We start from the raw sequence: 14,292 nt of genomic DNA on the forward strand, positions 1-14,292 counted from the left end.
CATAGCCGGCCTCAGTGCCTTCAAGGCGTCGAGCAACACCCGGATCCCACCATCAGCGACAGCCCCAACCCCCGGAACACGGTAGGACCCCGGAACAGTGGCGGACCCGGCGCTAAATGCTCCACGTTGAGCCGTCACCGGGAGGGGAAATCCCTTCCAAATCAACGCTGGAGCTGCGCTTCCGTCCATACCTCAATTGTCCCAAACCGCCCTGACATTTCGAGGACTGACCGCCTTATGTGGATAAATCTCTCGAACAAACCTTCGAACACGAGGAAGGAGCTCAAGGATGACTTCTGGATGGTTGCAAACACGTTGGGAGCCTTACGGAAAGACCTCCGGTGGGCTGAAGATGTGCCAAGGCACGGGTCAACGCGGACCCCATGACAAAGCCAATCACAGATGCCTCAGGAACTGGTGTGGACAGGATTCGAGACCATCGATGGTGTTGATCACGCGGCCCTCCAGGCCCGGCGTCTGCAAAGATGTGCGTGTCGCAGCTCTTGGCCGACCATGGCAGCACCCGGAACCCGGACGATCAAACCTCTTACTTGTCCCCGTTCCGGCACCCTTGTTGCATGGGTTAGCTCAGGGCACGATCGGCCCAGAAAGCGATCCCCCTCTAACCCTGTACTTGAGGGGCGACGAGTGCGCAGGTCTGTGGCGAATGCGGAGTGTCCAGATTGCCGCAGCCCCAGCGGATGCCCCATGGATCACCAGGCTCGTGGTCGTTCAAGGCTTTGCCGCCCCGGTTGGACTGGCGGGTTTTCACGGGCCACCCGATGGAGGTGGAATTGTTGAAGTCGGATACAGAATCGACCCACTGCACCGTAGAAGAGGCTACGCCCGGCAAGCCCTCGAAAGGCTGCTCGCCGTCGCCAAGGCCCACCCGGCCGTCCAAACCATTCGTGCAACGATCAGTCCCAACAATCATGCGTCCCGCGCGCTTGTTCGGGGCTATGGGTTCACGGCGGTCGGTGAGCAGTGGGACGATAACGATGGATTGGAGATCATCTTCGAAATGGCTGCCAGCGATGTGAATAAGGACGCCGACCCGCAAAAGTCATAGCAAAAGCTAGCAAAGCCCGGGCGAAAAACCCTAGAAGAGCCGCGATTCGACGTCGTCGACGCCCCGCATCATGTCGTAGTCAAGGGTGAGACACTCGATGCCCCGATCCAGCGCAAGCACCCGGGCCTGCGGTTTGATCTGCTGCGCCGCAAAAACGCCGCGTACCGGCGACATCAGCGGATCCCGATTGAGCAGTTCAAGATACCGGGTCAGTTGTTCAACGCCGTCGATGTCGCCACGGCGCTTCAACTCGACCGCCACTGTGGCTCCCGTCGAATCGCGTGCGAGAATGTCCACCGGTCCGATGGCTGTCATGTATTCACGGCGAACCAGGGTGAAACCGGCCCCGAGCAGGTGGATCTGCTCGGCGAGGAGACGCTGCAGATCCGCCTCGACACCGTCTTTGACCAGACCAGGATCAACACCGAGATCGTGGGAAGACTCATGGATCAGCTCGTGGATATTGATGACGAGGCGGTCGTCGCTCTTTGCATGCTGGACGTTCCACACCTCGGTCACGCCCAGCTCGGTGTCAGCCCCGTCGGGGGTGATGATGCGCAGCGACGCCGGCGGGCTCATCCAGTTGAGAGGCTTGTAGGAGCCGCCGTCGGAGTGAACCAACACGGATCCGTCCGCTTTCACCATCAGCAATCGGGTAGCCAGGGGTAGGTGGGCTCGGAGGCGGCCGATGTAATCGACTGAACACTGGGCTATAACTAAACGCACCCTTGCACTTTACCGGTCTGGCTCCCGTTGCCTTTCCACCGTCAGGAGCCCGGTGAGCCAACCGATCGATTCTTCGGGCAGACTTGATGCATGCCTCGCTCCAACCGTCCCCGCCGCCCCGGGACCCCGTCAGCGCAGCCTGGACGCAAGGCGGGACCAGTGCCCGAGATAGATCTGGAGCGGGCGCGGGCAGGAATCCCCGCTCGGGAAAGCGCTCCCGACGGCGAATGGTCGGTCCGGCGGATCACCGAACGCAACGCCGCCAAAGACTATGTCTGCCCCGGCTGTCATCGGGTGATCCCGCCCGGCCTGGCGCACCTCGTGGTGTGGCAGGAAGACTCCCTGTTCGGAGCCGCCGCGGGCCTGGCCGGCCGACGGCACTGGCACGTGAACTGTTGGCGATCGCGCAGCTACCGCTACTGAGCGGCCTCCGGCAGTTCCCCCTAGACTGAAACGATGACTTCCACCGCAACTCGTTATGAGTTCACTGATTCTGACGGACCCATGGACATCAGGGCAGCGACGGTCCTTCCGGCGGTCCGCACCGACATTGAGCTGCGGACGGCCGACGGGTTGACCCTGGTGGGCGAATTCGCCGAGCCAGTCGGCAGGAAGCCCTTGGCCACCCTCGTGACCATGCACCCGTTGCCGACCGCCGGTGGATTCATGGACTCGCATGTGTTCCGCAAGGCCTCCTTTAGGCTGCCTGCGCTGGCCGACATCGCTGTGCTGCGATTCAACACGCGGGGTACCTGCTCGCCCCGCGGCTGCAGTGAGGGTGACTTTGATGGCGGAGCCGCGGAGCGAGCGGATATCGAGGCTGCCGTCGCCTGGGCCGCCGACCGTCACCCGGAGAACATCTGGCTGGTGGGCTGGTCCTTCGGTACCGAGCTGTGCCTGAAGTACGGAGCCACCGAGCCCATCGCGTCGGCGATTCAGGGTGCGGTCCTTCTCTCACCGCCGCTGCACCGCGCGGGGGACGAGGATCTTAATGCTTGGGCGACCTCCGGGTTGCCGCTTAGGGTGCTGGTCCCCGAGCACGACGACTACTTGCAGCCCGCGGAGGCGGCACAGCGGTTTGCGCGAGTGCCCCAGGCGGACGTCGTCGGCGTCGACGGCGCCAAGCACCTGTGGGTCGGGGAGAAGTACGCCAGCCGCGTCCTCGACGAGATCACCGACACCGTTCTTCCCGGTACGTCCAGGCCGCTACCGACGACCTGGACCGGGCAAGCGGCCACTGCGTCCTAGGATCCGGCAGCTCCGCCGGAGAGTTATTGGCTGTCCTGACGGGCGATGAACACTTCTTTCAACAACAGCATCACAGCCGCGGCCGTCGGGATGGCGATGAGTGCGCCCAGGACGCCAAGCAGGCTTCCGCCAGCGATTACCGCAATAACCGCCACCGACCCGGGCACCGCAACGGCACGCTGCATGATGCGCGGCGAGATGAAGTACGCCTCGACCTGCAGATAGGCCAGGTACAGCACTGCAAAAAGCAGTGCGGTTTGCCAGCCAGCGGTGAGCGCCACCAGGGTCACGATCATTGCAGCGATCAGGGCCCCCACCAAAGGGATGAAAGCAAGCATCACGACGACGAACGCCAGCAGCACCGAGAACGGCACCTGCGCGATGGTCATGAAAATGAAGGCAAAGATCGCGTTGAGCAGCGCTACACAGGCCTGGCCGATCACGTAGTTGCCGACGCTGCTGGTAATTTCCTCTGCCAGCGATTCGACCCTCGGACGGCGCGAACGCGGGGCCAGCCGGTAGGCCCACTTTTTCATCGCTGGGAGCGAAGACAGGAAATAAAGGGTCAGGACCAGGACAATCAAGGTCCCGAACAAGCTGTTCACAATGACGGTGCCAACACCGAGCACGTCGCCGAAAATGCCGCCCACTGCCTCCGAGTTGTTGAAGAAGTTGTTCACTTCCTCGGTGACCCGCTCCCTGACCTGAAACTGCTCATCCACGGTCTGGAAGAACTCCGAGTTGAGGAAATTGTCAACAAAGCCCGGCGCCCGGTCAACAAATTGACTGGTTTGGTTCACGATCGTGGGAATCAGGGTGGCAAAAAAGGCAGCCACGACGCTCGCGAGGAGCAGCAGGGCAACGGCAATTCCTGCCGGGCGCGGAACCCGCTTCTTTTCCAGCCACCGGACAATGGGGTCCAGCCCCAGTGCGATGAACATCGCAGCGCCAATCCAGAGGAGCAGCTGACCGACGTTGGTAATCATGAAATAGGCGAGCAGCGCCAACCCGACGCCGACGGTTCCCATGAAACCAAAGTGGATCGGGTGGTGGCGCATGGAGCGGGGTTCGGAGTTGCCGAACATCAGCCGGTCGTCGCCAAGGGAAACATCAGCGTCGGTGGGTACCGGGGCCGGAATACGCTCCGGCGGGAACTCAAACCGGAGCCGCGGTTGTGCACCGGGGATCGGCCGGCGGAGTCCGCGGAAGATCGTCCGTATCAGGCCGCTTTGCGGCGCGTCTTCAGGAGTACCCGCCGATTCGGCGGCTGGTTCGTTGATCGAAGCGGCGGGACGGGGGAGGGGCTCGCCGGCCGGGACATCCTGGTTATTACTCACGCGTTATTCTGCTTTCCCAATAGAGCATGCGGCTGGCGGTAGGATTCCACGCCTCGTTAGCAAGGTTAGCGAAACACTAACAGCCTACTGAGGACTTGCCTCGCAGTGAAGCGCGCCCCGCGCCGTGTAGCAACGCAGCAGAGCACTACAGCACTAGCGACGCCCTCCACAGATTCCTGCCGCATCCGCGAAGTTCGTTACGATGGGACGCTAGACAAGCCCACGAGCAACGATAGGTATTTGAGTGCGTTTGAAGTTTGCAGTCCCCGCCCTGGTGATCGGTGTGCTGTTGATGCTCGTGGGCATTGGGCAGCTCACCTTCTGGTCTCCTCCGGAGACCGTGACGGCAACCGTACCGGCCGGGTCGCAGAGCGGCCCGGTGACGGTGATCGACGCCGACGCCAAGGCTCCCGACGCCGACGACGTCGATATCACGGTACGCGCCGAGGGCACCTTTACCCTGGCGGTAGGCCGCGCCGGGGACGTCGACGCGTGGGTAGGCGACGCAGCGCATCTTCGAGTGACGGCCATTGACGAGGCTGGTCTGGAAACTACGTTCACCGACGGCGAGCAGGCAGTCCCGAACCCCAGCGGTTCCGACCTCTGGACCAGCGAGGAAACCGCCGACGGCAGCGTGACCCACCGCTGGCTGGATCCGGCTGACGGTGAATGGTCAATTTTGCTGGCCGCCGATGGGGAGAACCCCGCTCCCACCGATATTTCCGTCACCTGGCCGAACGACGCGACTACCGTCTGGGCTGTGCCGTTGATGGTGCTGGGCGCGCTGGCAGTGGTGCTCGGTATTGCCGTGTTCCTCGTGACTCCCAAGCGCAAGAGCCGCCCCACGGTGGAGGGTTCCCGCGCCCATCAGCGCCGGATGGAAACCCGTAACAAGTCGCGGCGGAACACCGCCGCGCCCTTCAGCGTGGCGGTTGTAGTAGTCGGACTGACCGCATCGGGAGGCGGGTTCGCCCACGCCGCGACAACTGGGCCCGCGACTACCGAGCCCGCGACAACTGAACCCGCGACTACTGAGCCCGCCGAGGACCAAGCTCCGCCGGTGTTGCTGGAAGGCCAACTCGAGCGCATCCTCGCCTCGGTGGCGACCGTCGTCGCGGAAGGCGATGCGGCCTCCGACGCGGAACTGCTGGAGCCACGGGTAGCCGGGGCCGCGCTGGCCCTGCGGACCGCTAACTATGACGTCCGGTCCCAGACCAGCGATATCCCGGAGCCGACCCCGGTTGCTGCCGAGCCGGTGTTGACCTCGATGGTCTCGTCGGAGAGCGGCTGGCCCCGCACCGTCGTCGCCCTGACCCAGTCTGAAGACAACCCGGTTCCGCATGCGCTGGTGCTGGTCCAGGATGACCCGCGCTCCAACTATCACCTCAGTGCGGCAATTCAGATGCTTCCCGGCACCACCTTCCCCGGCTCGGACGGTGCCGCGGGAGTGGCCGAAGTACCCCTCGACGAAGCCCCCGGGCTAGCTCTGGCGCCCCAGACCGCCATGAACGCTATCGCCGATTTCCTTTCCGAGCCCGACGGCGACAACGCCGCTACCTTCGAAGAGAACTCCTTCGCGGATGCCGTCACCTCGTTCCAGGCCGACGTGGTGGCTGACCCGGATAATGACTCCGCAAAGATCACCTTCGTGCATGAGGCGGATCCCGACTTTACGTATGCCCTGTCCACCGGCGACGGCGGCGCCATGGTGTTCGGCTACCTCAACCACACCTATTCCAGCGTGCCGCGCGGAGCCGGTGACTCGATTGACCTCGATGGCACAGTGTATGAGGCACTGACCGGTGAAACCTCGACCGATGAGGGCATTGACGTGCGCTATGGCGAGGCGGTGATGATGTACGTGCCGCCCGCCGATAGCGATGAACGCGTCACGGTGATCGGCGCTGCCCAGCAACTGCTCTCCGCTGAACTACGGTAATCACTGAACTGCGGGTAATTTCAGCAGGACCCCAACGTATTAGGGTGGAACCATGAGTATTCCCAACAGCCGCGGTCCCCTTCCGCCGTCGTCAATGAACCTGCACGGAGCCGTTGACCTGTCAGCCTTGAAAGCCCGGGCCGATGCCGCCCGGACCGCCCAGCAGGGTGGCTCACCGACGCCGGGAGCGCCTCAACCGGTTGCCGTAACAGGAGCGGGAAGTCCCTACGTCGTCGAAGTGACGGAGCAAAGTTTCCCACAACTGGTGCAGCTCTCATCACAGGTGCCGGTCATCATGGACCTCAGGGCCAGCTGGAGCGAGGAGTCCTCGAGGGTCACCGCCGTCCTCGAGGCGATCACTGTCGAGCATGACGGCCGGGTGCTGCTGGCGAAAGTGGACGTCGAGGCGCAGCCCCAGATCGCGCAGGCCTTCCAGGCCCAGACCGTGCCGACAGCCGTTGCGGTCCTGAAGGGCCAGCCCGTCCCATTGTTTGAGGGTGAACTGCCGGAGGCCCAGATCCGCTCGTTCATTGATGAACTCCTGAAGGTGGCCAATACCAATGGAGTCTCCGGCTCATTGCGCGAAGGGGCCGAGGGGGAACCGGCTCCCGAGGAGCCACCCCTGCTGCCTCTCCACCAGGCTGCCTTCGACGCTATCGAGGCCGGCGACTACCCGGCCGCTGCGGCCGCCTACCGGCAAGCCCTCGCAGAACAGCCCGCCGACACCGAGGCCAAGGCTGGGCTCGCCCAGGTTGAACTGATGCAACGGCTCACGGACGTCGACGCCGAGGCCATTCGCCAAAGCGCCGCTGACGAACCCGAGTCGCTCGCGAGTCAGCTTGCTGTCGCGGACCTTGACATCTCCGGCGGTCACGTCGAGGACGGGTTCGCCAGGGTCGTCGCCTTCATCGGGCGGACAGCCGGTGAGCCCCGGGAAGCGGCGCGCGTTCGGCTGATCGAGCTGTTCGACGTCGTCGGCAGCAGCGATCCACGAGTGGCCAAGGCCAGGGGAGCTCTCGCCCGCGCCCTGTTCTAGACGTTTCATCCGCCCGACGGACCGTGGCAGGGGGTATTTAGTCCCTTTGGATGACGAGGAGTTGCCCCCGGCGTTGTTAGCGTTGAGGCATGAGCTCACCAACCCTGCCCTTATCTTCCGGGTCCGCCAGCAGTCCCGCCGCTCAGGAGAGCCCAGCGCTCGTGATCCGGGGTCTCGCCAAGCGGTTCGGCGAGAAAATTGCCGTCAACGGCGTGGACCTCGACGTTCCGGCCGGATCTTTTTATGGACTGGTGGGGCCCAACGGGGCGGGTAAAACCACCATGCTGTCGATGGCGACCGGCCTGCTTCGCCCCGACCACGGCCAGGTGTGGGTCCACGGGGTGGACGTCTGGGAGCGGCCCCTGGAAGCCAAGAAGCTGATGGGTATCCTGCCCGACGGCGTGCGGCTCTTCGACCGCTTGACCGGGGAACAGCTGGTCACCTACGCCGGACTGCTGCGCGGCATGGACCGCGACACGGTGGCCGAGCGGGTAGCTGACCTCCTCCGGGCCCTTGACCTGACCAACGACGCCGGGACCCTGGTGGTGGATTATTCAGCCGGTATGACCAAGAAAATAGCGTTGGCATCCGCCCTGATCCACGCGCCGTCCCTGCTCGTCCTCGACGAACCGTTCGAATCGGTGGACCCGGTCTCCGCAGCCAACATCCGCGACATTCTGCAGAGCTATGTCTCCTCGGGTGGTTCAGTCATTGTTTCCAGCCACGTGATGGACCTGGTGCAGCGGATGTGCGACCACGTCGCGGTGATTGCCGCCGGCGCGGTGCTTGCTGCCGGCACGGTGGAAGAGGTGCGCGGCGGGTCCAGCCTTGAGGACCGGTTCGTTGAACTGGTGGGCGGCCGGAACACGGCGGAGGGTCTGACATGGTTGCGCACCTCCTGAGGCTCAAACTCACCCTGCTCCGCAACTCCTTCAAGCGCAGCACCTGGGCGCTGATCGGGGTGATTCTCGGGGGCATCTACGGGCTCGGGATGCTGGGGCTGTTGGTTGTTGGACTGATTGTGCTTGGCACCGCCGATCCGGCTGTGATCCGCAACGTGCTGGTGATTGGTGGCTCGGCCGTGGTGCTGGGCTGGGTCGTGGTCCCGATGGTTTCCGCCGGCATCGACATGACCCTGGACCCAGCCCGTTTCGTCACGTTCGCCGTGCCGATGCGCCAACTGGTGGCAGGCCTGGCCCTTGGCGCCGTGATCGGCATCCCCGGGATCATTACCCTGCTCGCCTCACTGGCCCAGGTCGGAACCTGGATCCGTTATCCCGCCGCCGCTGCAGTGGCGGCGGTGTGTGCTGTACTCGCCGTGCTGCTTTGCGTCGTCGCGTCGCGCACTGCCGCCACGGCGGTCATCTCCCTGACCTCATCCCGCCGGTTCAAGGACGTCAGTTCCATGGTGGTGCTGGTCCCGCTCATCCTGCTGGGCCCGATCATCGCCGGGATTACAGCGGGCTTTGAACAGTCTCCGGGTTTCGCCAACGAGCTCGCCGTCATCCTGGGCTGGACGCCACTGGGCTACTTCTGGGCGGTACCCGCTGACGTGGCCGACGGCGCCTACCTCACCGCGGCGATCCGGTTTGCCCTGGGCATCGCTACCCTTGCTGCTCTTGCATGGCTCTGGAAGGTCAACCTGGCCCGAGCCCTGGTCACCCCCGCCTACAACGCGGTCACCCGCAAAGGCGCCGGTAACCTGGGATTCTTCAGCCGCTTCCCGGCCACGCCCACCGGGGCCGTCGCTGCCCGCGCGTTGACGTACTGGGCCAGGGATCCGCGCTACCTGGGCTCGATCGTGATCGTACCGCTGGTGCCGTTGCTGATGCTGTTCTGGTCCTACCAATCCGGTGACTACACGACGCTGAACTTCGTGGGACCGATCATCGCCTTCCTGCTCTCCTGGTCCATTTCGGCCGATATTTCGTATGACAACACGGCATTCTGGCTTCATCTCTCGACCGGTGTGACCGGGCAGGCCGACCGGGCAGGCCGTGCGCTGGCCGTCGGCGTGCTCTCGGCTCCGGCAGTGCTGGTCTTCACTGTGGTTCCGCTGTGGATCTCCGGCAACCTCGCGGACCTACCGATGATGCTGGGCCTGTCGGTGGGTGTCCTGCTGACCGGGATCGGGTTTGCCAGTGTGGTGTCGGCGCGGTACACCTACAACGTGCCCCTGCCGGGGGAGAGCGCCATGAAGACCCCACCGGGCACAGGTTTCTCGATGCTCGCGATCCAGTTGATCGGCTGGCTGGTCCTGCTCGCCCTGATGCTCCCCGAACTGGGTCTTGCCATTGCCTACGTTGCTACCGGCAATAGCGCCTTCGGCTGGCTTACGCTGGTGGTGGGTGGTGTCCTCGGAACCGCCTTCCTCCTCGGCGGGGTGAAGGTGGGCGGACGATGGTACGACCGGAGGGCGCCCGAGCTGCTGCAGGCGGTGTCCGTCAACAAATAGGACGCACAGGTTAGGACATTTGATGGAAGTTGTCATCCTCCCCGATCCGTCGGCCATTGCAGCTGTGGCGGCGAATGCCATCGAAGCCCTGATCCGGCAGAAGCCGGCAGCGGTGTTGGGGCTTGCTACCGGGTCCTCGCCGCTGGGGGTTTACGACGAACTTGTGGACAGGTGCCATTCGGGCGGCCTGAGCTTTGCCGACGTCGTGGGGTTCGCGCTGGATGAGTACGTCGGCCTTCCCGCGGGACACCACCAGTCCTACCGGGAAGTGATCCGCAGGGAGTTTACCGACCGGATCGACATCAACCCGACCAATGTTCATGGCCCGGATGGTACCGCCGGGGACATTCCCGCCGCCTGCGCCGCGTTCGAGGAGGCTATTCGCGCGGCGGGCGGAGTGGATCTCCAGCTGCTCGGGGTGGGCACCGACGGCCATATCGGTTTCAACGAACCAGGCAGTTCGCTGGCGTCCCGGACGCGGATCAAAAGTCTTGTCGACCAGACGCGCAAGGACAACTCGCGCTTCTTCAACAGCATCGACGACGTGCCCCACCATGTGGTGACGCAGGGCCTGGGCACCATCATGGATGCGCGGCACGTCGTGCTGATTGCTACCGGTGCGCAGAAGGCCCGGGCGGTCCACGACCTTGTCGAAGGCCCCGTGGCCGCGATCTGCGCGGCGTCAGTGCTGCAACTCCACCCCCATGCCACGGTTCTGATCGACGAGGCAGCCGCCTCGGGGTTGAAACTCGCCGACTACTATCGCCATACTTACGCCAACAAGCCTGCCTGGCAGGGAATCTAACGACCCCGTGCCACCGGCCGCGCTCCGCCGGGGACCGATAGGATGGATCTATGAGTACGCCAGCTGACCCTTTTGACAATGACCCCCGCAATGACCCGCGCAGCGATCCCCAGCGGGGCGGGTCGACCGCTACGATCGAGCGTGAAGAGCTTCGCGAAGAGCTGGAGCCCGGTGATCGCGAACGCCTCGCCCACTATGTGCGCAAAGAGAAGATCATGGAATCCGCGCTGTCCGGGGATCCGGTCATCGCGCTCTGCGGCAAGGTCTGGACTCCAGGCCGCGACCCCCAGAAGTTCCCGGTCTGCCCCGAGTGCAAGGACATTTACAACGGCATGCGTCCCGGCAAGGACGACAAGGACAACAAAGATGAATAAGGTAAGCACCTGTGTCGCCCGTGGTTGGGGAACCGGCTAGCCTGCGGCCGCTGACCTTCGGCATTATTGCCATCATCACCTGTGCCGCCTTCGAGGCGATGGCAGTCGCAACTGCCATGCCCGCAGTCGTCGCCGAACTCGGCGGAGAGTCCAGCTACGGGCTTGCCTTTTCGATGTACCTCACCGCCTCCCTGCTGGGCACCGTGATCGCTGGTACCTGGTGCGACAGGGTTGGCGCCCGCCCCGCGCTCGCCGTCGGGATGACCCTCATGATCGCTGGGCTGCTGGTTTCCGGTGCGGCCGGGGTGTTCTGGCTGGTTACTGCCGGACGGGCCGTCTCGGGGCTCGGCGGCGGCTTCCTGGTGGTGGCCGTTTACGTGATTATCGGCGGGGCCTACCCTCAGCATCGCCAGCCGGTAATCTTCGGGTGGCTCTCTGCTGCCTGGGTGCTGCCGTCACTGATCGGACCGGCAGTGGCAGGCTATCTGGCTGAGGAGGTCACCTGGCGGTGGGTGTTCCTCGGCGTCGCACCGATTGTCCTCGCGGCCTTTGCCCTGGTCTGGCCGCGAACCGCTACGCTCGCGCCGCCCGAGCCGGGTGCCGGGAATCGCAGTGATGGCCGACGTCGGGCGCTTACCGGGTTGGGGCTCGCGGGTGGCGTACTAGTGGCCCAGTTCGCCGTCAACCGGCTGGCGGCGCAGGGTCTGGCGGACGCCGCGGCGTCGGTGGTGCTGGTGGTCCTCGCCGTCGGCGGGATTGTTACCGCCGCGGTGACCTTTCCCCGGCTGCTGCCCCGAGGCACGGTCCGGTTGGCCCGCGGGCTGCCGAGCATCATCGCGACCCGGGGGCTGGTGACGGCAACCTTCTTCGGCGCGGAGGCGTTCCTTCCGTTGATGCTGGTGACCTCCCGTGGGATGGACGCCGCCACCGCGGGGCTGACGCTCAGCGCAGGAGCGCTGGGGTGGAGTGCCGGGTCGTTCGTGCAGGCACGCGTCACGTTCCGCAGGCAATGGTTACTGGTGATCGGCGCGTCGATCCTGTCGATGAGCGTTGGCGGGCTGGCGCTCGCCTCAGCCCCGATGGTGCCGTTCTGGTTCTGGTCTGGACCCTCGCCGGTTTTGCCATGGGCCTGACCCTGTCCAGCACGTCGGTGCTGGTGTTGAAGCTCTCACCAGCGCCCGAGCGCGGCCGGAATTCGTCGTCGCTCCAGCTCAGCGACCAGTTGGGCGGAGTGGTGGGAAGCACCATTGCGGGAGGGCTTTTCGCCCTGCTGCGCGACCCTTCCGACCCGGGACAGGTCGGCGTGTTTGTTGCGATCTGGCTGGCTCTGTGCCTCTTTGCGGTTGCCGGTATAGTTGCCGGTTTGAGGGGGACACTGGAGGTCTCCGACGATCCGGTTGATCCCCGCCCGGACACCACCAGGCATGGAAAGGTCTCTTCTTAAGCGTGAGTAACAACCTGCTCTTCGGCCTCGCCCCGGCCACCGGTGCGTCTCTACCGCCGGCGTACCCCGAACGGGCGGCGTGGGGCACAGCGCCCAAGCTCCGCCAGTGGCAGGAGCAGGCGCTCGCCAAATATTTCAGCACCGGGCCGCAGGACTTCCTCGCCGTGGCAACCCCAGGTGCCGGCAAGACCACGTTCGCGTTGCGCGTTGCCACCGAACTGGTGGAACGCGGCACCATCAACCGGATCACCATCGTTGCCCCCACCGACCACCTGAAACGGCAGTGGGCTGACGCGGCGGCGCGGATCGGTCTGGCCATCGACCCCAACTTCCGGAACGCCGATGGGCGCCACGGCCAGGGGTTCATCGGCGTGGCAGTGACCTACGCCCAGGTGGCCAGCAAACCGATGCTGCACCGCGCCAAGACCGAGGCGGCCAGGACCCTCGTGATCCTCGATGAGATCCACCACGGTGGTGACGCGCTGTCCTGGGGGGACGGCATCCGGGAGGCCTTCGAACCGGCCACCCGGCGGCTGGCGCTCACCGGCACCCCGTTCCGTTCGGACACCGCTGCCATTCCCTTCGTGGAGTACGCGGCCGATGCCGACGGGATCCGCCGGTCCAGGTCCGATTACACCTACGGTTATGGCGAAGCGCTGCGGGACCACGTGGTGCGCCCGGTCATCTTCATGGCCTATTCGGGTCAGATGCGGTGGCGGACCAGCGCCGGTGAGGAAATGGCCGCGTCACTCGGCGAGTCTGCTGTTACCAAGGACATCACTGCCCACGCGTGGCGCACGGCGCTGAACCCCACCGGTGAGTGGATTCCTGCCGTCCTCGCGGCGGCGGACAAGCGGCTCTCCGAGGTGCGGCGCACGGTGGCCGACGCCGGTGGGATGGTGATCGCCACCGATCACGACGACGCCAGGGCCTATGCCGGGCTGCTCAAGAAGATCACCGGTGAATCGCCGACGGTGATTCTGTCGGACGATGCCAAGGCCTCCGAGAAGATCGAGGAGTACTCGGCCGGCGACAAGCGCTGGATGGTGGCCGTCCGCATGGTCTCCGAAGGGGTTGACGTGCCGCGGCTAGCCGTCGGCGTCTACGCGACGTCGACAGCAACGCCCCTCTTCTTCGCCCAGGCGGTGGGACGCTTTGTGCGCGCCCGACGCCGCGGCGAGACGGCGTCGGTGTTCCTGCCATCGGTGCCCACCCTGATGATCCTGGCCAACCAGCTGGAACTGGAGCGGGACCATGCACTGGACCGCCCGGCGACCGACGAGGACGGGCTTGCACCCGAGGAAGCCCTGATGGAGGAGGCGAACCGGTCCGAGAAGGCCTCCGACGAGTTGACCAAGCAGAAGTTCGAGGCGCTTGAGTCCCAGGCGTCGTTTGACCGGGTGCTGTTCGACGGCGGCGAATTTGGCACGGGCGGTGAAATGGGCAGCGAGGATGAGCAGGACTTCCTGGGCATCCCCGGGCTGCTCGACGCCGATCAGGTGGGAGTCCTGCTACGCCAACGCCAGCAGGAACAGCAGACGAGGCGCGGATGCAAGGGCGTCGCTGCCGCGCCCTCGCCGGAGCCTCTGGTTGTTGACCACCGGATGCTGACCGAACTGCGCGGTGAGTTGGCGAAAAACGTGTCGGCGTGGTCGGCGCGTTCAGGGATGCCGCACGGCGTGGTGCATACCGAGTTGAGGAAAGCCTGCGGCGGCCCCGCAGTGGCCCAGGCCAACGAGGACCAGCTCCAACGGCGGCTGAAGAAGCTGCAGGGCTGGTTTATCGGCAAGAAGTAGCCGCCGCTGCTGCTCTAGCGCGAGAGGTGAGGACGCGCCCGCGGTCGGTCGCCGTCGGGCCTG

The 14,292-nt window shown here is 64.9% G+C and carries 14 protein-coding genes and 1 pseudogene; 12 read left to right on the forward strand and 3 right to left on the reverse strand.

Translation table 11 applies throughout. The annotated features are described in order from the left end of the window. A pseudogene (locus ACX80O_RS12520) lies at positions 1-189 on the reverse strand (HNH endonuclease); the annotation flags it as partial. 478 nt (positions 190-667) lie between these two features. Here ACX80O_RS12520 and ACX80O_RS12525 point away from each other — a divergent pair. Then, positions 668-1,069 carry a GNAT family N-acetyltransferase gene (locus tag ACX80O_RS12525; protein ID WP_459333649.1) on the forward strand — a complete coding sequence of 134 codons (402 nt, stop codon included), beginning with the start codon at positions 668-670 and terminating at the stop codon, positions 1,067-1,069. Between the two features lie 30 nt (positions 1,070-1,099). Here the strand turns inward: ACX80O_RS12525 and nucS are convergent, their stop codons facing one another. Further along, complete coding sequence (nucS, locus tag ACX80O_RS12530; RefSeq protein ID WP_459307017.1) at positions 1,100-1,795, reverse strand: endonuclease NucS; 696 nt, start codon at positions 1,793-1,795, stop codon at positions 1,100-1,102. A gap of 90 nt (positions 1,796-1,885) precedes the next feature. Between nucS and ACX80O_RS12535 the strand changes: the two genes are divergently transcribed. Further along, entirely contained in the window at positions 1,886-2,218 is a 333-nt protein-coding gene (locus tag ACX80O_RS12535; RefSeq protein ID WP_459307015.1) for an Rv1322 family protein, read from the forward strand. Positions 2,219-2,251: 33 nt separating this feature from the next. Next, positions 2,252-3,043 (forward strand): alpha/beta hydrolase, encoded by a 792-nt coding sequence (locus tag ACX80O_RS12540; protein WP_459333650.1) that lies wholly within the window; start codon positions 2,252-2,254, stop codon positions 3,041-3,043. A gap of 23 nt (positions 3,044-3,066) precedes the next feature. Here ACX80O_RS12540 and ACX80O_RS12545 read toward each other — a convergent pair whose 3' ends face one another. Further along, positions 3,067-4,380: an AI-2E family transporter gene (locus ACX80O_RS12545; RefSeq protein WP_459307012.1), complete on the reverse strand. Its 1,314-nt coding sequence runs from the start codon at positions 4,378-4,380 to the stop codon at positions 3,067-3,069. A gap of 244 nt (positions 4,381-4,624) precedes the next feature. On the opposite strand from ACX80O_RS12545, the gene ACX80O_RS12550 reads away from it, so the two are divergent. The 9 genes from ACX80O_RS12550 (at position 4,625) to ACX80O_RS12590 (ending at position 14,229) form a co-directional block, all read left to right on the forward strand. After that, on the forward strand, positions 4,625-6,319 hold the full coding sequence (locus tag ACX80O_RS12550; protein ID WP_459333651.1) for a DUF8094 domain-containing protein: 1,695 nt from the start codon (positions 4,625-4,627) through the stop codon (positions 6,317-6,319). Between the two features lie 52 nt (positions 6,320-6,371). Next, positions 6,372-7,355 carry a tetratricopeptide repeat protein gene (locus ACX80O_RS12555; protein WP_459333652.1) on the forward strand — a complete coding sequence of 328 codons (984 nt, stop codon included), beginning with the start codon at positions 6,372-6,374 and terminating at the stop codon, positions 7,353-7,355. An 89-nt stretch (positions 7,356-7,444) separates the two neighbouring features. Further along, positions 7,445-8,257: an ABC transporter ATP-binding protein gene (locus ACX80O_RS12560; protein WP_459307007.1), complete on the forward strand. Its 813-nt coding sequence runs from the start codon at positions 7,445-7,447 to the stop codon at positions 8,255-8,257. Beyond that, positions 8,239-9,810, forward strand: coding sequence for a transporter (locus ACX80O_RS12565; protein ID WP_459307005.1), 1,572 nt, complete (start codon positions 8,239-8,241; stop codon positions 9,808-9,810). The genes ACX80O_RS12560 and ACX80O_RS12565 overlap by 19 nt, the downstream gene beginning before the upstream one ends. Positions 9,811-9,832: 22 nt before the next feature. Next, positions 9,833-10,615 carry a glucosamine-6-phosphate deaminase gene (gene nagB, locus ACX80O_RS12570; protein ID WP_459307003.1) on the forward strand — a complete coding sequence of 261 codons (783 nt, stop codon included), beginning with the start codon at positions 9,833-9,835 and terminating at the stop codon, positions 10,613-10,615. A 50-nt stretch (positions 10,616-10,665) separates the two neighbouring features. Next, on the forward strand, positions 10,666-10,989 hold the full coding sequence (locus tag ACX80O_RS12575; RefSeq protein ID WP_459333653.1) for a DUF3039 domain-containing protein: 324 nt from the start codon (positions 10,666-10,668) through the stop codon (positions 10,987-10,989). Between the two features lie 11 nt (positions 10,990-11,000). Next, complete coding sequence (locus tag ACX80O_RS12580) at positions 11,001-12,122, forward strand: MFS transporter (RefSeq protein WP_459333654.1); 1,122 nt, start codon at positions 11,001-11,003, stop codon at positions 12,120-12,122. Next, complete coding sequence (locus ACX80O_RS12585; RefSeq protein WP_459333655.1) at positions 12,113-12,433, forward strand: hypothetical protein; 321 nt, start codon at positions 12,113-12,115, stop codon at positions 12,431-12,433. The genes ACX80O_RS12580 and ACX80O_RS12585 overlap by 10 nt, the downstream gene beginning before the upstream one ends. A 2-nt stretch (positions 12,434-12,435) precedes the next feature. Then, the gene (locus tag ACX80O_RS12590; protein WP_459333656.1) at positions 12,436-14,229 is read left to right on the forward strand and encodes a DEAD/DEAH box helicase; all 1,794 of its coding nucleotides are present in this window, start codon (positions 12,436-12,438) and stop codon (positions 14,227-14,229) included. Positions 14,230-14,292: the final 63 nt, after the last annotated feature.

This window comes from Arthrobacter glycogeni (assembly GCF_054511155.1).